A 21,646-nucleotide genomic window follows, 5' to 3' on the forward strand; every position below is an offset into this window, starting at 1 on the left:
GCGGTCTATGGTGAGTGTGAGCTGTAGGTTGTTGACAGATGGATGCAGAGCAACTGGGCAGCGCGACCGCTCGCAGCAAGAGGTCGTCGCATTAAACAATGACGTTCAGCCTAAAGGCGTGAGGCAAGGACGACCGGTGCTCGATCTCTGCCGGGCCACATCACTTTTCGCAAAGCCGTCGGCTTCCGGAATATGGCTGATAAGTACAATCGGATGGACGAAAGGAGCGGTAACTGCGCGAGCAGGCGTTTATATTGCAAGATTGCCGTGCGCCTTGACCATCGTTCGCCGCTTCTGTCGATCGCACTCCGTTCAGCATCGGTTCGGTCGCCGCCTCGCGCATGAAATCCCGCCAAATATGTGCTGGCAGGGCGCCGCCCGTCACTCCCTTCATCGGCGCGTCATCATCATTGCCAACCCAGACACCGACGACGAGCGCTTCCGTGAAGCCGATGAACCAGGCATCACGATTGTTCTGGCTCGTGCCGGTCTTGCCGGCCGCAAACGTGCCGGGATCTGCCCCACGTCCAGTCCCGCGCTCGACCACCAACTGAAGGAGGCCGAGGAGATCGGATTGGTAGGGCGAAAGATCGACATTCGGCTTTGATTGTAAGCCAATTCGAAAGGCCTTAGGCTGCCCTGCCGCTTGAAAGTCGATGATGCCCCAGGGCTTCACGGGTGCCCTACCGAGCTGGACAGACGCGTAGGCGCTGGTGAGGTTGAGCAGATTAACTTCGGATGTGCCAAGCGCCAGAGACGGCGTGTTGGCCAGCGGCGCATCGATGCCGAGTTCGCGCGCCGCGGCAATCACATTGTCCAGACCTACCTCTTCGGCAAGCGCCACTGACGCGGTATTGAGCGATCGCGCGAACGCCTCAGCAAGCGTCACCCAACCGCGATAGCTGTCGCCGGAATTTTCAGGCGACCAGCCATTGATGTCGATTGGCGCGTCCAAAACCTGGTCAGACAAGGTGAGCCCAGCCTTCAATGCTGCGTAATAGACGAACAGCTTGAAGGTAGAACCGGGCTGTCGCATCGCAGAGACCGCACGATTGAACTGGCTTTCCTTGTAGTCACGCCCGCCAACCATGGCAACGACCGCGCCATCGGGCATCATCGCAACTAACGCGGCCTGCGATGCTCCGACCGTCTTTCCTTGACTGTCGAGAGCACTTTTCACGACCCTTTCGGCGATCAGCTGCAACTGCGGCACCAGCGTGGTGCGCACCGTGGTCGAACCTGGTGAGGAGCCGGCGATTTCGCTCGCTTGCGGCGAAATCCAGTCGGCAAACCAGCTTCCGGAGCGCGGCGTGGGCGTCGTAGGTTGCAGCCTGGCAAAGCTCGTCTTGGCCTGAGCCGCTTGTAGTGCGGTGATCTTGCCATTGGCCGTCATCGCATCGAGAACGACCATGGTGCGCTGCCGGGCGCCTTCGAGATTGTCGATAGGATTCCATTGGCTCGGCGCCCGCAGCAACCCCGCCAGCATCGCCGACTCCGGCAGGTTGAGGTCACCGACATCCTTGTTGAAATAGATCCGAGCGGCCGCAGGCATGCCGGTGGCGCCGGCGCCGAGATAGACGCTATTGAGATAGCGCGTCAGGATTTCCCTCTTGCCGAGCTTCCACTCCAGCCAGACCGCGATGACAACCTCCTGAACCTTTCGTTTTATTGTTCGGTCGCTGTCGAGGTATTGCAGCTTGATGAGCTGCTGGGTGATCGTGCTGCCACCCTCCACCACGGAACCGGCCTCCAGGTTCCGCAGAAGCGCCCTCCCGATGCCCCTCGGATCGATGCCGAAATGATTCATGAACCGGCGATCTTCAATTGAAAGGACGGCATCGATCAGATGGGGCGGAAACTGGTCGTATCGAGCATATGGCCCTTGATAAGGTCCCTGTCTCACCAACGGCGCCCCGTCAGCGGTTTCCAGCACTACCACCGGCTTTAACGTTCCATCCCGGATTTCGCTCCAAGGCACGTCTTTGAGTGCCCACACCAGCAGGCTTCCTGCGAGGAGGCAGCCAAGAACGGCCAAGCCAACAGCGAACTTCCGCCAGCCCGGAACGAGCGATGCGCTGCGGCGACTTTCACGCGGCTTTGAATGCTGATTGCGAAAACGGCGCCCGGCTTCGACTAAAGCAGTCGTAATGCCTTTTTGGGGAGATGACGTGAACGGCGTCGATGTCTTTAGCTTCGTCTTCCAAGCCAATGCGGCCGTGCTGATCTTTGTCAAAGCTGAACTCGCCTGCAAATCTTGGCGCAGCGCACGGAACAGCGTCCTGACGGCTCGTCGGGTTTGGCCGAAGGATTCTTGGGGCGGTTGCGGGTCGTCGGATTGAGAGGTTCCAGGCGAATCCGAGGCGGCCGCTTGCGCTGCCGAATTTACTGTCTGATTGCGAGCCGAGCTCGAGTTGCTAACGCTTTCACCTGAGGATTCGGGAGAATTGGGCATCGGTTACCGCTAAAAAGCCAACGCAGCATATCTTTATAGCCGGGCGATGCCGTGTGTTCTACCGCAAAAGGCGTCACATGGTTCCGAGCGCCTGGCGATAAACCGAGCTGGTGGGGCACCGCCGCCGGGAACGACGTTGAGCGATCACTATATTTCCGCGTTGTCGTTGAACGGTAGGCCGCGAGTCCTCCATTCGTCCCTCAGTATATCTTCCAGGTCCTCGACAGTGAACTCGTCGAAGTGTGCCCAGAGTTGGACGGCCAGCGACTTCAAATTCGACGTTGTTGCTGGGTCGGTTTCGGCCACCGCGGCAAGCCGATAGATTTCCTCGCGGAGTGCGTCATTCCCTGTCATGTCGCTCCTCATGGCACTGCGCCATCACCTCCTGAGTGATGGCAGGCGGCCATCATGGTAATTCCTAATGGCCTAGGACAGTTCCGATGAAGCTGGCGATTTCAGATGTTGCCCGCTCTATGATCTCGGATCGGCTTTTTTGATCAGTGCCGACGGAGGCAAAGAGGCTGCCCCATGAGGCCGGGCCGGCTGAGGAGCCGGCAGCAACAGCAAACGTCAAGATCCACCGCGATTGAATAGGCCGAAATTCGACCCGCAATTTGTCCCTTCGTCTGTCGAATGCGCGGACGAGACTGCGGAATTTCGACGTCACCTGATGCGACAGGTGGATGCCGAGCTGAGTTCAGCCTTGAGCCCGGCTCGGCGCGTCAGGGGTGCAGTTTGCGACCTTTCCCGGAACGGCGGTGGGCATCCGCCCTGGATTTCGCCAATACGATCGACAATCGGGGGGATCGACGGGGACCCGATCTCCTGCACTCGTATGATGATGTCGTCGTCCTCGCACAACGTCCCGGCCTCATAGATGAAGAACAAATGGCCGGACTCAGTGCGTTTGCTAAAGCTCATCCCCGCAGAGCCGAGGCCTCATTGAAAGAAGCGGTGATCCTTCGTGAAGCAATCTATACACTCTTCCTATCGGAAGGCGCCTGCCAGCCTTACCCGCATCAAGCATTCGAAATCGTCCACGACATTGCCACGAGGGCTCGCGCCCGGCAGGTGCTATCCAAAGCCGAGGACGGTTTTCGGTGGCTGCTGCCGCTTAAGGACCCGAGCGACCTCGTTGCGCTGTTCGCCGTTTTGGCAGTTGAGTTGATCACCGGGCGCAATGGGCGCCGCCTCATCCGGCAATGCAAAGGCGATAATTGCGGGTGGTTGTTTCTCGATACGTCAAAGAGCGGACGGCGGCTTTGGTGTTCCGAGGCCACCTGCGGTACGCACGCACGCGTAAAGCGGTTTTGAACGAAGCATCGATAGAGATGCGGAAGTCATTTGCTGCGGCTCTTGATGAGATACGAACCATGGGCTTTACCGCCTCTTTTTCCAAGATGCTGAAAGTCGGCCTTGTGGTGTAACCCACAACAGATCTTTGCGACCTCAAGAACCGCTTTCGCCTTCGCCGTTGGGAGCCAGCGCAGAACGGATGTAATCAAGCAAAAACTGTCCGTTGAACGGTTTTGTCAGGCAGCCGACGACATCCGCGTCCAATGCTGACGCGCCCATATTCTTTTCCGGGAAGGCGGTGATCAGAATAGTCGGAATGCTCTTGCCCAGTGCGACGAGCCGGCGGTGCAGATCGAGTCCGCTCGTTCCGGGCATATTGATGTCCGTCACGAGGCAGGCCGTGCGGCGGATATGAGGCGACATCAAGAAATCATCAGCGGATGAAAAAGACTCGGCGTCAAATCCCATCGACCTCATGAGCCCCTTTATAGCGTCCCGCATCGACTCGTCGTCGTCGACGATCGCAATCAGAGGTCTCTTGATTGGCACTGCCGCCTCCCAACTTCGCCGACCGGCATCGGGCCGAATTAGCGTTGTGGCGCGCTTGACTGGATGGATTAATATTGAACGGCGACAAAGGCGTCGCAAGCTATACATTCGTATAGAGATCTAAGACTTGCGCGACCAGCGCGGCATCGCGGGCCATGTGGCGCATCGGCACGACACGGCAGACTGCTGGACGCGCAAGCGCTTTTGGGGCGGCCCGCATCCAGCCTTGTGGCCAAGGTAATTATCGCGCATTCTAGTGTGCGAAAGAAGACCCGTTTCGACACTAGGAAGGAGAGAGGAGTAGTGTTCTCATCGCGTGACCGGCGCTATGCTTGTTGGGCTTCGCCCGCTGCTGCTGCGATGGGGATAGATAGTTATATTCCCAAAACGTCGATTCACCTTGGGAGTTCTGACGATTGACCGAGGCGCCAGCCACCATCATTGTCATAGATGATGACCCGGAAATCCGCGAGGCGCTTGGCAGTCTGCTGCGTTCCGTCGGCTTTGCCGTCAACCTCCTTGCTTCGGTCGGCGACTTCCTCAGATCTGGGCGACCCAACGGGCCGACCTGTCTCGTGCTCGATGTCCGGCTCCCGGGGCAGAGCGGTCTTGATTTTCAGCTTGAGCTGTCGCGAGAAAATATTCAGTTGCCCATCGTCTTCATTACCGGGCACGGCGACATTCCCATGTCAGTCAAGGCGATGAAAGGGGGCGCGGTCGAGTTCCTAACGAAACCGTTCCGAGACCAGGATTTGCTCGATGCCGTTCACGTCGGCCTGGCGCGCGACCGCGCGTGGCTTGAAAATGAAAAGTCCTTGGCGACGGTCAGAGCGCGTTTCGATAGCCTGACGCCGCGGGAACGCGAGGTGATGGCTTTGGTGGTGACCGGACGACTCAACAAGCAAATTGCAAGTGATCTAGGCGTGAGCGAGATTACCGTGAAGGTTCACCGCAGCCAGGTCATGCAAAAGATGGGTACCAGATCCCTGCCCGAACTCGCGCGTATGGCTGACAAGCTGATGCTCGCGCCGGGAAAGCCACAAACGCACTCGTAAAAGTCTTGGCTCCGCGTATAGCTCACCCCCTCCCATTGGTAATCGATCCTTCCTGGTGGCCGATAGCCCCGGCGGGGACTCCTCTATGATGCCGGTTCTTTCGTCCTCCACCTCCTCCTCCCAGGCCGTATCGCTCCCGATCGGCCCACCTTGAGCCTCCCCACGCGGCGGGAGGCTCTGGCTCCCTTTAGGCCTCAGAGCGGGCAAGACACTTTCGTCTTCAACAGCGACAACGAATCGCAACCGTTGGCACGACACGCCGAAGCACGCCGATGTTGACCATGTGCTGGCCTTGTATCTTAGGCGACTCCGCGGCCGTACCACCTGCCCGGCTGCTGGGTAAGAGAAGGAGAGAGACCGTCACCCCGATCGTCGTCGGACCCGGACGACGTCGCCGACATGTCGATCGCCGAGCGGAAGTTCGCTGATGGGTATCCGTGCCGGTATCCCAAGGTATCGCAAGACCAAACCACAGTATAATTTCCCGTCGTCCCTTCCGTCGCTAGTGTCTACTCGTTGCCTCGGGCAGGTAGCGAATCCCCCCGTTGCTACCACTAAGCTTCGGCGCTCCTCCCTCCGAAGCTCTGTGGGGCCATGACCCGCCTGACCGCCCAGCAGCCGCTGGGCGGTCTTTCGTATAGGTGCACCACGAACGGGTGGGCGATGGCCGCTCGTTGTTGGGACGAACAGGCGAGATGTGCTAAAGAGGTGGGGAAGTGGCCGAGGTTCGTCATATGTGCTCGCTTTTGCCAATTTGACTGGACGGATCTCCGAAATGAAAGTGGCAGTGCCGGAAGCACATCCTCTTTCTTCTGCGTTGGTGGAGATAGGAGTTTGGAGGTTCTTTGGGAGGATGGTGATCGCGTGTTCCACCGTGAACGGCGCCGGGGTGCCGACGGCAAGTGGAACCAGGTACTGGTCGTACTTTCGGCGCTCGAACACCCGACACCTACGAGCCTCGGCCGCCTCGACCATGAATATGGATTGAAGGATGAGCTCGATAGCGCATGGGCGGTGCGACCGCTTGAGTTGGTACGCGAAGGCGGGCGTACCATGCTGGTGCTTGAAGATCCGGGGAGCGAGCCGCTCGCCGGGCGGCTCGGAACGGCAATGGAAACGGAGCTTTTCCTGCGCATTGGGATCGGCATCGCCGCCGCGCTCGGTGGGGCCCACCAGCGCGGTCTCCTTCACAAGGACATCAAACCGGCCAATATCCTGGTAACGGGCACGGGCACCGAGGTGCGGCTAACAGGCTTCGGGATCGCCTCGCGTCTCTCCCGCGAGCGGCAGACGCACGAGCCGCCCCAAGTGGTCGCCGGAACGCTCGCCTATATGGCCCCCGAGCAGACCGGGCGCATGAACCGCTCCGTCGATTCCCGCAGCGACCTTTATGCGCTCGGCGTGACGCTCTACGAAATGCTGACCGGCAGCCTGCCGTTCTCCGCCTCCGACCCGATGGAATGGGTGCATTGCCACATTGCACGACGGCCGACACCGCCCGACGAGCGGGTGGCGGATGTTTCACCGGCAGTCTCGGCCATCGTCATGAAGCTGCTCTCCAAGACGGCCGAGGAACGATACCAGACGGCAGGCGGCGTCGAGCACGATCTGAGCCGCTGTCTCAGCGAGTGGGCAACGCAGCGCCGGATTGACGCATTCCCGCTCGGCGAACGCGACATCCCGAACCGCCTGCTGATTCCCGAGAAGTTATACGGGCGGGAGCACGAGGTCGAGACGTTGCTCACTGCCTTCGACCGCGTGGTGTCGAGCGGGGCGCCGGAGTTGGTGTTGGTCTCTGGCTATTCCGGCATCGGCAAGTCGGCGGTGGTCAATGAACTCCACAAAGCTCTGGTGCCGCCGCGCGGCCTTTTTGCGTCCGGCAAGTTCGATCAGTACAAGCGCGACATTCCATATGCGACCCTGGCGCAGGCGTTTCAGAGCCTTGTCCGGGAGCTTCTCGCGAAGAGCGACGCCGATTTGGCACTCTGGCGCGAGACGCTGAGAGAGGCGCTGGGGCCGAACGGACGACTGATGGTCGACCTCGTCCCCGAACTAAAACTCATCATCGGCGACCAACCGCCGGTCGCTGAACTTCCGCCACAGGATGCGGAACGGCGATTCGAGCTGGTATTCCGGCGGTTCATCGGTGTCTTCGCCCAGCCGGAACATCCGCTGGCGCTTTTTCTGGATGACTTGCAGTGGCTTGATGCGGCGACGCTCGATCTGCTGGAAGATCTCTTGACGCGGTCGGATCTGCAACACCTGATGTTGGTTGGTGCCTATCGCGACAACGAAGTCACCGCCGCCCACCCGCTCATGCGGAAACTTGACGCGATCAAAACCGCCGGTGGCAAGGTCGCGGAGATCACGCTTGCGCCGCTTACTAAAGACCATCTCCGGCAGTTGACTGCGGATGCGCTCCACTGTCAGACCGATCGTGCAGCCCCGCTCTCACAAATGATGCACGAAAAGACCGGCGGCAATCCGTTCTTCGTCCGTCAGTTCCTATTTTCGCTCACCGAAGAGGGAATGCTCGCCTTCGATCATGACACGGCATGCTGGTCCTGGGATCTCGGGCGCATTCACGCCAAGGGATACACCGATAACGTCGTGCACCTCATGGTCGGCAAGCTTGAGCGCCAGCCGCCCGAAACGCGGGAAGCGTTGCAGCAGTTCGCCTGCCTTGGAAACATAGCAGATATTGCGACGCTCTCACTCGTCCTCGGGATATCAGAGGAGCAAGTCGCCGGCGCCTTATCGCCTGCCGTCGCTCATGAACTGCTCGAGCGGTTGGCAGACGCATACCGGTTCGTCCACGATCGCGTTCAGGAAGCCGCCTATTCGCTGATCCCGAAGGAGCGACGCGGAGAGTTGCACCTCCGCATTGGGAGGCTGCTTGCTGCGAACACCGCGCCGGAGCTGATTGACGATTATGTTTTCGAGATTGTCAGTCAACTCAATCGAGGAGCCGCACTGATCACCTCAACTAAGGAGCGCGAGCAATTGGCCGAGTTCAATCTGCTGGCCGGCAAGCGCGCAAAGGCGTCGACGGCATACGCCTCGGCGCTCAACTATTTTGTAGCAGGCACGACGCTGCTGCCGCAAGACGCCTGGGAGCGCCAGCGCCAACTGGCCTTCGCACTTGAGCTGAACCGAGCCGAATGCGAGTTCCACCTTGGCGCGTTACCGGACGCGGAGGAGCGATTAGCACAGCTTTCCAATCGTGCTGTCTGCTCCGACGATCAGGCTGCTGTCGCCTGCCTGCGCATCGAACTCTATGCTGCGCTCGGTCAGACCGGCCGGTCGGCCGCAGTCGGTCTCGACCATGTGAGGCAACATCTCGGCATCGACTGGGCGCCGCATCCGGCCGACGAGGAGGTGCAACGAGAATACGGCCGAATATGGTCGCAGCTCGGGAGCCGCGCGATCGAGGAACTCATTGATCTGCCGTTGATGAGCGACCCAGCATCCTCCTCGACGCTGGATATTCTCACCCGTCTGGTTGGGGCGGTATGGCATACGGATGCGAATCTGGCTTGCATGGCAATCTGCCTGGCTGTGAACCTGAGCCTCGAGCGAGGCAACAGCGACGGCTCCTGCTACCATTATGTGTCGCTTGGCTATATTGCCGGACCGCGCTTCGGCGACTATGAGGCCGGATTCAGGTTCGGTCAGCTAGGCTGCCATCTCGTCGAAAAGCACGACCTGAAGCGCTTTCAGGCCAGGACTTACAAAGACTTCGGGGCTCACGTCATACCGTGGACGAGGCATGTCAGAACCGGCCGCGACATCTTGCGGCGAGCGCTTGACATCGCCAACCAGAGCGGCGACCTCACGTTTGCCGGATACAGCTATGTCAGTTTGAATTCGAACCTGCTGGCGGCGGGAGATCCGCTTATGGAAATGCAGCGCCAAGCGGAGATTGGCCTCACGTTCGCGCAGGAGGTGCGGTTCCAGTTCGTTGTAGATCTCGCCAGTGCGCAGCTCGGACTCGTCCGGACCCTGCGCGGGTTGACCCGCAAATTCGGCTCCTTCGACGACGAGCGATTCGACGAATTTGAGATCGAACGTCGGTTTTCCGAAAATCCGAATCTTGCGGAAACCTGCTACTTTGTCAGAAAACTGCAGGCGCGGTTTTTTGCCGGCGACTACGAGGCGGCCGTCGATGCGTCATTGCGGGCGCAGAGGCTGCCATGGACATCGGTGTCGCATTTCGAGGAAACGCCGGAGCATCATTTCTACGGTGCGTTGGCCCGCGCCGCATGCTGCGACCATGCTGTCTCTGAGCAGCGGGCGTGGCATACCGAGGCTCTCGTCGCCCACCACCGACAGCTTCAGATCTATGCGAAGAATTGCCCGGAGAACTTCGAGAACCGAGCCGCGCTGGTCGGCGCCGAAATAGCACGCCTCGAAGGCCGCGAAATCGACGCCGTGCGTCTTTATGAACAAGCGATCCGCTCGGCGCGCGCTAACGGCTTCGTTCATCATGAAGCCCTCGCATATGAACTCGCCGCCCGCTTTTATGAACTGGGAGGCTTCGAGGATTTCGCTCGTCTCTATCTCCGCAACGCGCGTGGCTGCTATCTGCGCTGGGGCGCCGACGGTAAGGTGCGGCAACTTGACCAACTCTATCCCGACCTGAGAGGCGAAGAGCGCGCCTCCTCTCCAACAAGCACCATCGGTGCACCGGTCGAACAGCTCGATCTCGCAACCGTTATCAAAATCTCGCAGGCGGTGTCGGGCGAGATTGTGCTTCAAAAGCTGATCGACACCGTGTTGCGCACCGCCGTTGAGCAGGCGGGCGCCGAGCGCGGCTTATTGATCCTGCCGCGTGGCGGTGAGTCACGGATCACGGCAGAAGCCACGACGGGCGGCGAAACGGTCTTGGTGCAGATGCGTGACGAGATCGTGACAGGAGACACCCTGCCGCAATCGCTCCTTCATTATGTCTTGCGCACAAGCGAAAGCGTCGTTCTCGACGACGCCATTGCTCAGAATCGGTTTTCCGCGGACCCCTACATTTGTCAACACCGTGCTCGTTCTGTTCTTTGTGTGCCGTTGCTCAATCAGGGCCAACTGGCCGGGGTACTCTATCTCGAAAACAACCTCGCCCCTCGGGTCTTCGCGCCGGCCAGGATCGCGGTGCTGAAGCTGCTCGCCTCTCAGGCAGCGATCTCACTCGAGAATACCCGGTTGTACCGCGATCTCGCTGAACGCGAAGCCAAGATCCGTCGCCTCGTCAAGGCCAACATCATCGGGATCGTCATCTGGGATATCGAAGGTCGCATCCTCGAGGCCAACGACGCGTTTCTCCACATGGTGGGATACGACCGAGACGATCTTGCCTCGGGTCGGCTATGCTGGACGGAGCTGACGCCGGCCGAATGGCGCGACCGCGACGCACGGACCGTCGCGGAGCTGAAGAAGATCGGGTCAGTGCAACCGTTCGAAAAGGAATACTTTCGGAAAGATGGCAGCCGTCTGCCCGTGCTGATCGGCAGTGCTCTATTGGAAGAAAGCAGGGACGAAGGCGTCTCTTTCGTCCTCGATTTGACGGAGCGCAGGCAGGCCGAAGAGGCGTTGCGGGAGAGCGAGGAAGCATTGCGCGTGGCGCAGGGGCAACTGGCCCACGCAAACCGCGTCGCCACAATGGGTCAGCTCACAGCCTCTATCGCCCATGAAGTCAATCAACCGCTCGCCGCCTCGCTCACCAACGCCCAGGCCGGCTTGCGGTGGCTATGTACCCATCCGCCGAATCTGGAGGAAGTGGCTCAGGCACTCGGCCGAATCGCCGAGAACGCCAATCGAGCCGGCGACGTCATTGGCCGGATCCGTGCCTTGGTCAAGAAAGAGCCGCCTCGCGATGGGCAGTTCGACCTCAATGAAGCCATTCGTCACGTCATTGCGTTGACCAGCAGTGAAGCGCATCGGCAAGGCGTCACGCTACAAACCGAATTCGCGACCAGCCTTCCGTCCGTGAAAGGAGATCGCATCCAGGTGCAACAGGTGGTCCTAAACCTGATCATGAATGCCATCGAGGCGATGAGCGGCATCGACGCAGAAGAACGGGAGCTGCTGATCAGCACCGAGTCAGAGTCCTCAGGAGGCGTGGTCGTCGGGGTGCGCGACTCGGGTCCAGGTCTCGACCCGCAGACCATGGACCGTCTATTTGAGGCTTTCTACACGACCAAATCCAGCGGCATGGGTATGGGCCTGGCGATCTGCCGCTCGATCATCGAGGCTCACGGCGGCCGGATGTGGGCAACCGCCAATGGAACTTGTGGGGCAATGTTTCTGTTCACCCTGCCTCTCGAACGAGACGAAACCATCGGCGCAAAGCCAGCCGACCCAAATGGCGGCGTGGGAGACTGCGTAGGACTAACAACTGGCTGAAGCTCTCGCAGAAAGTAGGTCTCTGCGAAGTGTTTAGGCCTTAGGCAGAGCCCCTCGTCGCCATCACCAGACGACGAGGTGCAGCGGAGCTGGATTCACCTCTACGATGCCGCGATCGGGCCGATGGCACTGGCGAAAAGCAACGGTCGCATCGACCACCGTGCGAAATCGCGCAACCGGAAACTGGACGGGGTTGGAGAGCATCAACATGTCTGCACCAGCTAAAGGTGCCAGGCGCCAAGCTTGCTGCTCCTCAATTCTGCACGCAAGAGGCGGTCGGGCTTAATGCATGCTCACGGAAATCGCTGAAGGAGTGAGATTTCCGAAGTCGTCTAGAAGACGGACAAGCCCAGCGGAGTAGCAAAAAAGATCGAACTGGGTTCCAGTAACGTATAGGATGAAGGCAGATCTCCAGGCGTGCAAAGCTTGTCCCCAGGGACACTCCATCGTGGTGCGTGGCATGACGGAAAACATCATCAAATGAGCCTCCAAGTCCGTGGACGGCCGTGATGCAATATCTGGCGGCCTGTGGAGCGGAGAGCCTGGAGCCCACGGCCAAGCTTCCCCCGATGCTCTAGGAAAAAGCGTCAATGGAATCAGCTCGATTTGGATGCGGTGGAGGTCGTGTATCATGGTGTCAATCCTTCGAAAGAACGCTAGGGAGCGAAGAGGCAAACGGTCCGACCCGTCGGCTCGCCGGACACCTACCCCTGGCGAACTGTGCTCAAGTCTGTTCTTGATGCAGGCATCGCGAGGCGATGAACTCCTTTGCACCTTGATGACATTGCCGCGCGGGAGGAAGTACGACGACCGTAACAGGGCGCAGTTCGACCTGCTATTGATCTTGAGGAAGGGTCGGGTAGCGAAGAGGGAAGGGATGCCTTATACAGGGGTTTAGGAGACGCCCGTCGGGGGCCACGGTCAGAAATCAGATAGACTACCACCCGCTCCTTCCCGATGAGATGCTCTCGTCGAGAAATGTATAGACGCTTCATGCTCGAAACGCGCGGCCGAGCCGAGCATAACTCTCTAGCAGCCCGCCTGGTGCTGCCTCCGTATAAGTTGCGCATACACAAGTATGATGGCGGACCTACGCGGTTTGTTTTAGATTTTTCTCATGAGTGCAGGCTTCCCTAGGCTGGTCATGTTCGCACCGGGCGTCGGCAGCCATTGACTAGACATTGGAACCTTGGCCAATTTTCAGGTTCCAAAACCGTTAAGAAGGGGCGCAGAATGCCGACGGTATCTCCGACTCCTATCACGCCTGCGGACGAGCACGTTGTTACCGCCCGAGAAGCGCTTGAGCCCCTCTACGAGAGACTTGAGCTTCACACCGACGCCACCCTGCTGTCGGCGGCGATGGAAGCCGGATGGCCGGCCGACGAGGCAACGAAGGCGCTGGCTGCCCTTAGATTGCAAGACGCCCTCAATGTTCTTCGCCGAGGGAATTGAGGTCCAAGCACATCGATGCATGTCCAACGGCCGAAAAAAATGGCAGGCTTCGCAAATCTCTAAAGGAACTAATCCGACCAGGGACTATCCGGAATTGTATAATAGATGCTACCGCAACCGAAAGCGAAAAGTACGGCTTTCGGACGTGGATGGGGTCCTCAGGAAATGGGCCGGGAATCCTAGGTCTACTGTGCTCGTTCACGCCAGCGCCAATATTGATGATCAATCAAATGGCGGCTGCATTCTCCACACCGAATCATTTTTCCAGCATCCAAATGAACGCCGTGGTCGAAAGGACGTCGAGATTAAGGTTTTCAGTCTGTCAAAGTGCCGCACGAGCACGCCGGTATCGACCGTTGCTTCTAACACCGTTCGGCAAGACACCAGAGGCTCTCTTGGTTGCCACGATTTAATAGATCGACCAAGTTATCGGCCTCCTCGGCGGTGAGCATGTCCATGACAAACCCATCGATGGTAACCGCCTGTCCCATGACTTTGTCCAACACAGTCCAGTAAATATTGAGGTTCTTGCAACGGCTATATCTTTGAGCTGGCATTGTGAACGGCTTCCATGTGGTAACGACTTTCGTCAATTGTGAGCGGACTATCAGACATGACTGCCCGGCTGCTCTTGGACATCTGCGAGGCTCGTGACGCTAGTCGGCAGCTCGGCAGAGGAAGAAGCCCCGCATTCAGCGGGTGGTAAAGGAACCGTTGCACCACAAAGAGTTAGGCGGCTCGTTGCCTTTAAGCAGGCGCTCATAGTAGAGCATTTTTGTACCCGCTAATGAAGAGATGCGTTGGAATCAGGCATGCTATCTATTCGTATAGCCTTCCAAAAGCTTGCATCGTCTCCGTTGACGGCGAGCGGCACTTGGTGCCGCGGCCTGCGCCTCGTTCGCTGGTAGGTCTGGATGACCAAATCGAAGTGGCCTGCTGAGAGCCAGGAGTCTCGCACATTCGGACTTCGGCTCGGCACGACGAAGGGATCTGATCGTAGCCCCTAAACTTCCTCTGGAGTAAAAGGTGGCAAACGCCAACACCTCATAATCCTCCGGCCGCCGTGCTTCGCGCGCTACGCAAACAGGGCGCAGACGTACACGACGCTCGCCGGTGTCGCCGCTTGCCTATGGCTGTGGTGGCCGAGCGTGCCTTTACCTCGCGCTCAAGGCTTCAAAAGATCGTAAGCGGCAAGGAGACCCCATCTGGCGCTGCTGATGCTGGGCAGGGTATTTCGGACATACGACTTCTCTGAATGTGAGGATCTATGTCTAGGCCTGCGGCTAGCCTTGGATTGATGCGGATGATCGAGGCGGTGCCCGATCGTCTTGACGGCTCGCCGCGACAGTTGCGGCGGTTCTGGTCTGACGAGTTCAAGGCCACAGCGGTCGAGCAAGCCTGTCAGCCGGGTGTGAACGTCTCGGCAATTGCGCGGCAAATCGGGATCCTTCCGTCTCAGCTCTATCGCTGGCGCAGAGAACTGTCGGGGAGTGATGAGCTTGGGCAAGCTGCAGCGACAGTGGATCCACAGAGCGTTGTATCCGACCCCGTCGTGGAAATCATCATTGGCAATATCGTCGTGCGGGTGGGCCGGCATGTCGACGAGGCGCATATGCAGCGCGTCATCCGGGCGGTTCGTTCGGCATGATCCCCGCGGGTGTAAAGGTATTCCTCGCCAGTCATCCCATCGACTTCCGCAAAGGGCCGGACAGTTTGCTGTCGCTCGTGCGCGACGCCGGCAGTGATCCGTTCAACGGCTCGCTTTATGTCTTCCGGGCGAAACGGGCAGACCGGGTCAAGATCGTCTGGTGGGATGGATCAGGGGTCTGCCTCTATTCCAAGCGGCTAGAGAAGGCGCAGTTCTGCTGGCCGCGGATCGGCCACAACCGGGTGCAGCTCAATCATGCCCAGCTCATGCGGCGCTCGTTGACGGCATGGACTGGAAACGGGTTCGCTCTGTGGCGGTGAAGCCACCGGAGATTGTTGGGTAAAGGCCTGCGGCGAAGTGAATCAACCGCCTGAAAGGGCAGGAAATCCGGAGCAAAATATGCTCTGGTAGGCCTCATGACGCCGCCCGATCTGCAGCTCCCGGATGATGTAGAGACACTGAAGGCCATGGTCCTTGCCATGGCTGACAAGGCGGCGCGGACTGATGCTCTTGAGAGCGAGGTCGCAGATCTGAAGGCGCGAAACGCCCATGCTGATGAACGCATCGAACGACTGACCCAGATCCTGAAAGCCTTCGATCGTGCTCGCTTTGGCCGACGATCGGAAAAGCTTGGACCTTCAGGCATCGACGATGAACAGCAGGCATTTGTCTTTGAGGAGATTGAGACCGGCATCGCCGCGATCCGGGCCCAGGTCACCAAGGGCGCAGCCCATCCGGATGGCAAACGTCAGCCGCGGCCGCGCAAGGGCTTCGCACCTCATCTGGAGCGGGTCGAAGTGGTGATCGAGCCGGATGAACTGCCTGAGCATGCCGGCAAGCAGAAGGTGCTGATCGGAGAAGACATCTCTGAACGGCTAGATGTCGTGCCGGCGAAGTTCCGGGTCATCGTCACCCGGCGGCCGAAGTATGGCTTCAAAAACGAAGACGGTGTCGTCCAGGCATCGGCGCCCGCGCACATCATCGAGGGTGGCATTCCGACGGAAGCACTTCTGGCCCAGATCGCGGTCTCGAAGTATGCCGATGGCCTTCCGCTCTATCGGCAGGAGGCAATCTATGCCCGCGACAAGGTCGATCTCGATCGCAAGCTGATGGCGCAATGGATGGGCAAGCTCGGCTTCGAGCTCGACATTCTGGCCGATTACATCCTCGCCGAGGTCAAGAAGGCCGAGCGTATCTTCGCTGATGAGACGACGTTGCCAACGCTCGCGCCGGGATCCGGATCGGCAAAGACGGCCTGGCTGTGGGCCTATGCCAGGGATGACAGACCCTTTGGCGGCAGTGGCCCGCCGATGGTCGCCTATCGCTTCGAAGATAGCCGCGCTGGCGATCGTGTCGCCCGGCATCTGAATGGCTATCGTGGCATCCTTCAGGTCGACGGGTATGGCGCCTACAACAAGCTTGCCCGATCTGACGGCGGCAATGACGGAGTGATATTGGCCGGCTGCTGGTCCCATAGCAGACGCAAGTTCTACGAGCTCCACGCCTCGGAAAGCTCAAAGATCGCCACCGAAACGGTGGAGCTGATGGCAAAGCTCTGGCAGGTCGAAGAAACTGCCCGCGGGCAAAGCCCTGACGCTCGTGCCGCGGCGCGTCAGCAGACATCTGCTGCCGTCGTCAATGAGCTCTTCGACCTTTGGCAAAGAACCCTGCCGCGGATCTCCGGCAAATCGAAGCTTGCCGAGGCGATCCGCTATGCTACCTCGCGTCGCTCCATCTTCGAACGCTTCCTCACCGACGGTCGCATCGAGCTCGACTCCAACATCGTTGAGCGCGCGATCAGGCCCCAGACAATTACGCGAAAGAACTCCCTCTTCGCCGGCAGCGACGGCGGGGGCAGGACCTGGGCGACAATCGCCACGCTCCTTCAGACAGCAAAGATGAACAACGTCGATCCGCAGGCCTGGCTCACCCAAACCCTCGAGCGCATAGCCAACAGCTGGCCCAGCAGCGAAATCGATGCACTCATGCCGTGGAACTACACAGGCTGAACGGCCTCGGCTTGCCGCTTACAAAAGATCGAAGCCGGGGACACCAATGTCAGCATCGGCATCTACGCAGGCGTTCTACAGGCACTCGGCTTGCACTGAGCCAGGTCGCCGACATTAGTAATCACAGCTGGTCAGTCGCTCGCCGGCGCGCAGTTCCGTAAACACGCCCACCCGAAGCGATCGTCGCGTGATGGCTGATTTCGAAGTTCATCTCGACTGACACGGCCGCACACGTCCAATCGGGCTGGCGCGGAGTAATCGCGTGCGTGGTGCCGAGACGATCATGTTCGAGTATGACCGAGCCTGGCGTGAGGACACTGACCGCTCCTCGCTTGAGCCCGCGCTACCGCTTCAGGACCTTCGTCAACGCTCGGCCGCGCGATCCATTCGGGCGGATCGACCCCTGAAACACTAATCAACACATCACCGGACGCTTCCTGAATAGGCGAGACTCCGATCGATCCTGCAGGAATTTACCGAAGGGCTGGCGAGCTTGCACCCTTCAACGAAGGAGCTGTTGCCCGTTGTCAAAGGTAACAGCTAGTACCCGGTCATCTCAAGATATCCGACGCCTGACGTAGAGCCCGTGACGTTAATCGGCCCCTCCCAATAGGGCGTTGAGGTCGCCATCCAAGACCGGTCGTTCAACGGTTTGGTCGTGATATCGAGCGACTTACCCGGCAACAGTATACGCCACTCTACCGGCATTTGGCGGCCATCGACGGTTGCGTTCCGAATTGGCTCCAGTTGGATGTCGTCTTTCGACAGAGGTGTCGTTCGTCCATCCGCGGATATCCAGTTCGCGGAGATGAACCCGTTCTTGTCGTCACGAAGCCGAAAAGCCATCAACTTCTCGCCGGAGTTCAGATGCAGTGAGAACCAGTCCCAGCCCGTCTGATTGGACGCGAGTGGTTGCGATGACCACTCCCGGTCCAGCCACGCTTTGCCGGTGACCTTAACCAGCGATCCGGACGTCGTGATCGTCCCCGCCACTTCATAGAAGGGCTGTGAGTAATAGTAGCTCGCCTGTCCGTTCGCCGACTTCACGGAAAAGCCGTTGTCTCCCTGAAGAACGAGCGGGCCGTCGGCCTTGATGTCTAGGGTGTAGCTGAAGTCCGGCCCGCCCGCAGAGACTGAAACGTTGCCAAGGACGTCCAAGCTGGTTCGCTCGCTACCCTCCATCCGCCACTCGTCTATCCAAGCCCGAAATGGTGTTGCGGCCACACCCGCCTGCCCGACGCCTCCCCGCGCCAAGCGCTCCGCAACATACTGATGGCCTTGTGTGGTGATCGCCGCGTGCCCGATCCAGACCTGCGGATCCGCGAAACCTACCCTGTCTCCCGGAGCCAGCGCAGAGCGAAACAGCGTCCACTGCGCTCCGTATTGCCTGCCATTCTCATCTTCGAGATTGGCGGTCACATACCACCACTCAATGCGATAATCAGGATGAGCACCATGATCGGCGGGGAAAGAAAGAATAGAGCCCCGCTCGGGGATCGCAAAACCTTGCGCATCCGATCCCAATCCGGCAAAGCCCTGCGCAAATGTCTGACCGTTCGCCCAGATCACAGCCGCAGCTATCAGGACAGATGCCGACAATCTACCGTTCATTGGCGAAAATCCTCAGCAGGTCCGCAGGATTTACCGAGGCCAGACGCCGTACCGGCACCAGCACCGATGCCAATGCAGCAATAAGAGCGATTGTTCCCAGCCAAAACCAGTCCATTGGAAACACCATCATTGGCAATCGCCAACCAAAAGCCTCTACGTTCACGATCGCAAGCAGAACCCACGCCAGGGCAAGCCCGACCGGGATCGCAGCCATAAATGTCGCCATCCAAAGAGCAAGTGTCCGGGCAACTTCGTAGAGCGCCAGATCCCGTCGCCGGACACCCATTGCCCACACCGGCGCGAGCTGCGGAAGCCGAATAGCAGACAGCGTCAGGAGACTTGAGAACATGGCAAATCCTGCCACAGCAAGGGTGAGGACATTCAACGCGCCCGTCACCTTGAACGTCTGGTCGAAAATCGCTCTCGATTGTCGCTTGAGCGAAGCCTGATCAACGATGGCGGTATCCGACAGACCAAACTCCTCGACCAACTGGCGCTTGAGATCCTGCGCTCGCTCGGGAGCCACTCGGACCCCGTAGCGAAGTTTCGGGACATCGGGGTAATGATCGACCAGCGTTTTGATCCCGATTATCACTTGCCCATTCGGATTTCCATAGTCCGAGTACACGCCGACCACGGTTAAGCTCCAACCTCCGGGCATGGCCAACGGCTGGCCGATCTTCGCTTCGCCTCGACGCCACATCTGCTCGTTGATGAGAGCACCCTGCCCGGCGGCGACCTTATCCCAAACGTCATTGTCGGAAGCAATCAAGGGCCAGTGCTCTCGGTAAGTTGGATCGTCCGCGACGCCAAAGATCTGGATCTGTTCGCCAAGCACCTCGCCGTCCACGCTCCAGATGGGCAAGACCGCGCTCGAGCGTTTGGTAAGCCAGGCCCGGAGCCGCACAGCTTGCTCCTCATCCTTGGCAGTCAGGTAAAGCTCGGCGGCCAGGCGTTGATCCAGCCATCCGGTGAAAGTCAGCCGGAAGCTCGATACCATCGTGCCGACGCCGATGTTTGCCGACAACGCCAGCAGCAGAGCCATCAAAGCCAGCGACAAGCCGGGAAGCTGTATGCGGGTGTCGGCCCAGAACCATTCCATGAGGGCACTTCGCGACAATTGCTGCGCTCTGGTCAAGATGACCGCAATAAGTCCAGGTAGCATCAGAGCTGTTCCAAGCAGCAGGCAGCCAAGTGTCGCAAAACCCGCCAGCAGCCCGGACACAGTAGTCGCCAGGATAGCAGCCAAGATCAGCAGAAATCCACCTATTCCCGCTTGAAAGGCAAGCGATCTGGCCGACTCTCTTGCCCACGCTCGCGGCTGTGCGGCAGCCAAAATCGGCAGTTTCCAAACCCGCCACAGGCTCTGAGCTGACGAGACAGCGGTTCCTCCGAGAGCAATCGCCAGTCCAGCCAACCACCATTCCGGCCGAATGGAAAGTGAGCCTGACACATTCGCGCCGTAGAGGCCCCTGAGGGTCGCGGCGACGCCCGGCATGAGGAGCCATGCTATGACGTAGCCGAGTATGACGCCGATCAAGCCCGACATCAGCGCCAGCAGCGAAAGCTCGATCAGGAGCATCGTGGTCAATGCTTGAAGCGAGACACCAAGCGATCTGAGTGTCCGAAAAGTCCCTCGACGCTGTTCGAAGCTCAGGCCCGTGGCCGAATACACGATGAAGAGCCCGACGATGAACGAAAGGAAGCCGAAGGCAGTCAAGTTGAGGTGGAAGCTGTCTGTGAGGCGAGCGACGTCTGGTTGTTCAGGCGGTTCGCGGATCGTCAATCCCGCCTGGTCGATTGCTTCGGCGGAAATCTTTTGATTGCCTGCGACCACCAGGCGGTCGATTTTTCCATGCTTCTCGAGCAATCGATCGGCGACCGCTATATCGACGAAGGCGGCGCCGTCGGGAACGTTGCCATCGATTTTGATGCTCATGTTTGTGGCACCACGAAGCCGCTCGGCAGTGGCGCTCGACACGAGCAACTGTCCGCTGGCTGAAAAGAAGGCGGATAGATCTGAACCGCTGGCGATCGTCGCATTCGGGGAGTCCCTTGGCATCGTCAGAGGCTCGATCCCGACCAAACGGAGCCTTATGCTTCCGAAGCGGTAGCTGCCCTCAATTACGGGCGAAACATTGAGGCCCGCTCGACGCAGGCCGCCATAGACCTCAGTCGCTATGCCATCACCGTCCTTGGCGACGATCTGCCGGAGGTTGCCTTGCTCCAGAACCGATGCCGCCCGGGCATAGCTCGCTCTCGCCTCGGCGTTGATAGCTTGAACGCCGGACCAGAGAGCTGTCGCCAGCGCAATGCCCATGACCAGCGTCAGCAGCTGGAGAGGTCTCCGACACCAGTGTGACAGCAAGGCTGCGAATGCAACGAAGGTCATTCGGCAATCTTCCCACCGCGAAGGATGACCTTTCGGTCCAAACGCGCTGCAAGCCTCGTGGAGTGAGTGACGAGAAGCAGAGCCGATCCGGCCGTCCGAGCCAGATTGAGCATCAGATCGAGGACGGCATCGCCCGTTTGCTCATCCAGGTTGCCCGTTGGCTCGTCAGCAAGGATGAGAGGTGGTCGGGCAGCCAAGGTTCGCCCGATTGCAACGCGCTGCTGTTGGCCTCCGGAAAGCTGCTCGGGATACCGAGCGGTGTATTCGCGCAGTCCCAGTTTCTCGATCAACTGCGCTTCCCAAGCCTGATCGTACCGGTTCGCGAGCTTGGCGTGGAACGAAATGTTGGCTGCGACGCTCAGGGATGGGATGAGATTAAACTGCTGGAAAACAAGACCAACGCTTGTTCTCCGGTATCGAGCCCGTTCGTTCTCTCCAAATAGCGCCAGGTCGTTGCCGTTCATCACGACCGAGCCGCTGTCTGCGCGGTCGAGCCCGCCTGCCAGATGCAGCAATGTGCTTTTGCCACTGCCGGACTCTCCGGTGAGCGCGACGCTTTCGCCAGCAGCGACTTCCAAGTCGATGCCCTTCAGGATTTCGATGAGGCCCTCGGCCGTGGAATACGCTTTTTGAACACCTGAAAGGATGAGGATCATCTCGGTCTCTTAAGCACGGGTTTGCACAATGCAGAGACCCTCGACCTAAGAACTTTCGAGAGGGATCGCAAGCTCTTGAAGGCCGCGAGCGCTGGCTGCACCCGTTCTGCGGATGTATCGGTTATTCCGACAA

Annotated in this window: 14 protein-coding genes and 1 pseudogene; 8 read left to right on the forward strand and 7 right to left on the reverse strand. The window is 59.3% G+C overall.

Annotation, left to right across the window (positions count from 1 at the left end; translation table 11 throughout):
• Window positions 1-160: 160 nt before the first annotated feature.
• Together N2600_RS19865 and N2600_RS19870 are read right to left on the reverse strand one after the other, a co-directional pair.
• Window positions 161-2,452 (reverse strand): PBP1A family penicillin-binding protein, encoded by a 2,292-nt coding sequence (locus N2600_RS19865; RefSeq protein ID WP_260297198.1) that lies wholly within the window; start codon window positions 2,450-2,452, stop codon window positions 161-163.
• A 147-nt stretch (window positions 2,453-2,599) separates the two neighbouring features.
• Entirely contained in the window at window positions 2,600-2,806 is a 207-nt protein-coding gene (locus tag N2600_RS19870; protein ID WP_026154474.1) for a hypothetical protein, read from the reverse strand.
• A gap of 279 nt (window positions 2,807-3,085) precedes the next feature.
• Here N2600_RS19870 and N2600_RS19875 point away from each other — a divergent pair, with 279 nt between their 5' ends.
• Window positions 3,086-3,766: a CGNR zinc finger domain-containing protein gene (locus N2600_RS19875; protein WP_260297199.1), complete on the forward strand. Its 681-nt coding sequence runs from the start codon at window positions 3,086-3,088 to the stop codon at window positions 3,764-3,766.
• 135 nt (window positions 3,767-3,901) lie between these two features.
• On the opposite strand, the gene N2600_RS19880 is transcribed toward N2600_RS19875, so the two are convergent.
• Window positions 3,902-4,297, reverse strand: a complete 396-nt coding sequence (locus tag N2600_RS19880) for a response regulator transcription factor (RefSeq protein ID WP_170276268.1) — start codon at window positions 4,295-4,297, stop codon at window positions 3,902-3,904.
• Between the two features lie 416 nt (window positions 4,298-4,713).
• Here N2600_RS19880 and N2600_RS19885 point away from each other — a divergent pair, with 416 nt between their 5' ends.
• The 3 genes from N2600_RS19885 (at window position 4,714) to N2600_RS19895 (ending at window position 13,197) form a co-directional block, all read left to right on the forward strand.
• Window positions 4,714-5,352 carry a response regulator transcription factor gene (locus tag N2600_RS19885; RefSeq protein WP_162115682.1) on the forward strand — a complete coding sequence of 213 codons (639 nt, stop codon included), beginning with the start codon at window positions 4,714-4,716 and terminating at the stop codon, window positions 5,350-5,352.
• Between the two features lie 834 nt (window positions 5,353-6,186).
• Complete coding sequence (locus N2600_RS19890) at window positions 6,187-11,745, forward strand: trifunctional serine/threonine-protein kinase/ATP-binding protein/sensor histidine kinase (protein ID WP_260297200.1); 5,559 nt, start codon at window positions 6,187-6,189, stop codon at window positions 11,743-11,745.
• Window positions 11,746-12,978: 1,233 nt separating this feature from the next.
• Window positions 12,979-13,197, forward strand: coding sequence for a hypothetical protein (locus N2600_RS19895; protein WP_017967289.1), 219 nt, complete (start codon window positions 12,979-12,981; stop codon window positions 13,195-13,197).
• A gap of 362 nt (window positions 13,198-13,559) precedes the next feature.
• Here N2600_RS19895 and N2600_RS19900 read toward each other — a convergent pair whose 3' ends face one another.
• Window positions 13,560-13,754 carry a hypothetical protein gene (locus N2600_RS19900; RefSeq protein WP_017967288.1) on the reverse strand — a complete coding sequence of 65 codons (195 nt, stop codon included), beginning with the start codon at window positions 13,752-13,754 and terminating at the stop codon, window positions 13,560-13,562.
• 746 nt (window positions 13,755-14,500) lie between these two features.
• Here N2600_RS19900 and N2600_RS19905 point away from each other — a divergent pair.
• The 4 genes and pseudogenes from N2600_RS19905 (at window position 14,501) to N2600_RS19920 (ending at window position 17,052) form a co-directional block, all read left to right on the forward strand.
• On the forward strand, window positions 14,501-14,845 hold the full coding sequence (locus N2600_RS19905; RefSeq protein WP_163856647.1) for a transposase: 345 nt from the start codon (window positions 14,501-14,503) through the stop codon (window positions 14,843-14,845).
• A complete protein-coding gene (gene tnpB, locus N2600_RS19910) occupies window positions 14,842-15,165 on the forward strand; it encodes an IS66 family insertion sequence element accessory protein TnpB (protein ID WP_260297202.1) in 324 nt (107 codons plus the stop codon). The genes N2600_RS19905 and tnpB overlap by 4 nt, the downstream gene beginning before the upstream one ends.
• A gap of 96 nt (window positions 15,166-15,261) precedes the next feature.
• Complete coding sequence (tnpC, locus tag N2600_RS19915; RefSeq protein WP_260297203.1) at window positions 15,262-16,854, forward strand: IS66 family transposase; 1,593 nt, start codon at window positions 15,262-15,264, stop codon at window positions 16,852-16,854.
• A gap of 27 nt (window positions 16,855-16,881) precedes the next feature.
• Window positions 16,882-17,052, forward strand: a pseudogene (locus tag N2600_RS19920) (XRE family transcriptional regulator).
• A 342-nt stretch (window positions 17,053-17,394) separates the two neighbouring features.
• On the opposite strand, the gene N2600_RS19925 reads toward N2600_RS19920, so the two are convergent.
• The 3 genes from N2600_RS19925 to N2600_RS19935 are packed head-to-tail and all read right to left on the reverse strand — an operon-like array spanning window position 17,395 to window position 21,513.
• The gene (locus N2600_RS19925) at window positions 17,395-18,465 is read right to left on the reverse strand and encodes a lipocalin-like domain-containing protein (protein WP_260297205.1); all 1,071 of its coding nucleotides are present in this window, start codon (window positions 18,463-18,465) and stop codon (window positions 17,395-17,397) included.
• Complete coding sequence (locus N2600_RS19930) at window positions 18,455-20,857, reverse strand: ABC transporter permease (protein ID WP_260297206.1); 2,403 nt, start codon at window positions 20,855-20,857, stop codon at window positions 18,455-18,457. The genes N2600_RS19925 and N2600_RS19930 overlap by 11 nt, the downstream gene beginning before the upstream one ends.
• Window positions 20,854-21,513, reverse strand: a complete 660-nt coding sequence (locus N2600_RS19935; RefSeq protein WP_260297208.1) for an ABC transporter ATP-binding protein — start codon at window positions 21,511-21,513, stop codon at window positions 20,854-20,856. The genes N2600_RS19930 and N2600_RS19935 overlap by 4 nt, the downstream gene beginning before the upstream one ends.
• Between the last annotated feature and the right edge of the window lie 133 nt (window positions 21,514-21,646).

The sequence above is a fragment of the Rhizobium sp. WSM1274 genome, from assembly GCF_025200775.1.
Classification (GTDB): domain Bacteria; phylum Pseudomonadota; class Alphaproteobacteria; order Rhizobiales; family Rhizobiaceae; genus Rhizobium; species Rhizobium leguminosarum_I.

Bases quoted from the DNA above. Each gene is read 5' to 3' on its own strand.
- N2600_RS19870 (WP_026154474.1), bottom strand. From the start codon at position 2,806: ATGACAGGGAATGACGCACTCCGCGAGGAAATCTATCGGCTTGCCGCG.
- N2600_RS19935 (WP_260297208.1), bottom strand. From the start codon at position 21,513: ATGATCCTCATCCTTTCAGGTGTTCAAAAAGCGTATTCCACGGCCGAG.
- N2600_RS19905 (WP_163856647.1), top strand. From the start codon at position 14,501: ATGATCGAGGCGGTGCCCGATCGTCTTGACGGCTCGCCGCGACAGTTG.
- tnpB (WP_260297202.1), top strand. From the start codon at position 14,842: ATGATCCCCGCGGGTGTAAAGGTATTCCTCGCCAGTCATCCCATCGAC.
- N2600_RS19930 (WP_260297206.1), bottom strand. From the start codon at position 20,857: ATGACCTTCGTTGCATTCGCAGCCTTGCTGTCACACTGGTGTCGGAGA.
- N2600_RS19925 (WP_260297205.1), bottom strand. From the start codon at position 18,465: ATGAACGGTAGATTGTCGGCATCTGTCCTGATAGCTGCGGCTGTGATC.
- tnpC (WP_260297203.1), top strand. From the start codon at position 15,262: ATGACGCCGCCCGATCTGCAGCTCCCGGATGATGTAGAGACACTGAAG.
- N2600_RS19895 (WP_017967289.1), top strand. From the start codon at position 12,979: ATGCCGACGGTATCTCCGACTCCTATCACGCCTGCGGACGAGCACGTT.
- N2600_RS19865 (WP_260297198.1), bottom strand. From the start codon at position 2,452: ATGCCCAATTCTCCCGAATCCTCAGGTGAAAGCGTTAGCAACTCGAGC.
- N2600_RS19875 (WP_260297199.1), top strand. From the start codon at position 3,086: ATGCGCGGACGAGACTGCGGAATTTCGACGTCACCTGATGCGACAGGT.
- N2600_RS19900 (WP_017967288.1), bottom strand. From the start codon at position 13,754: ATGCCAGCTCAAAGATATAGCCGTTGCAAGAACCTCAATATTTACTGG.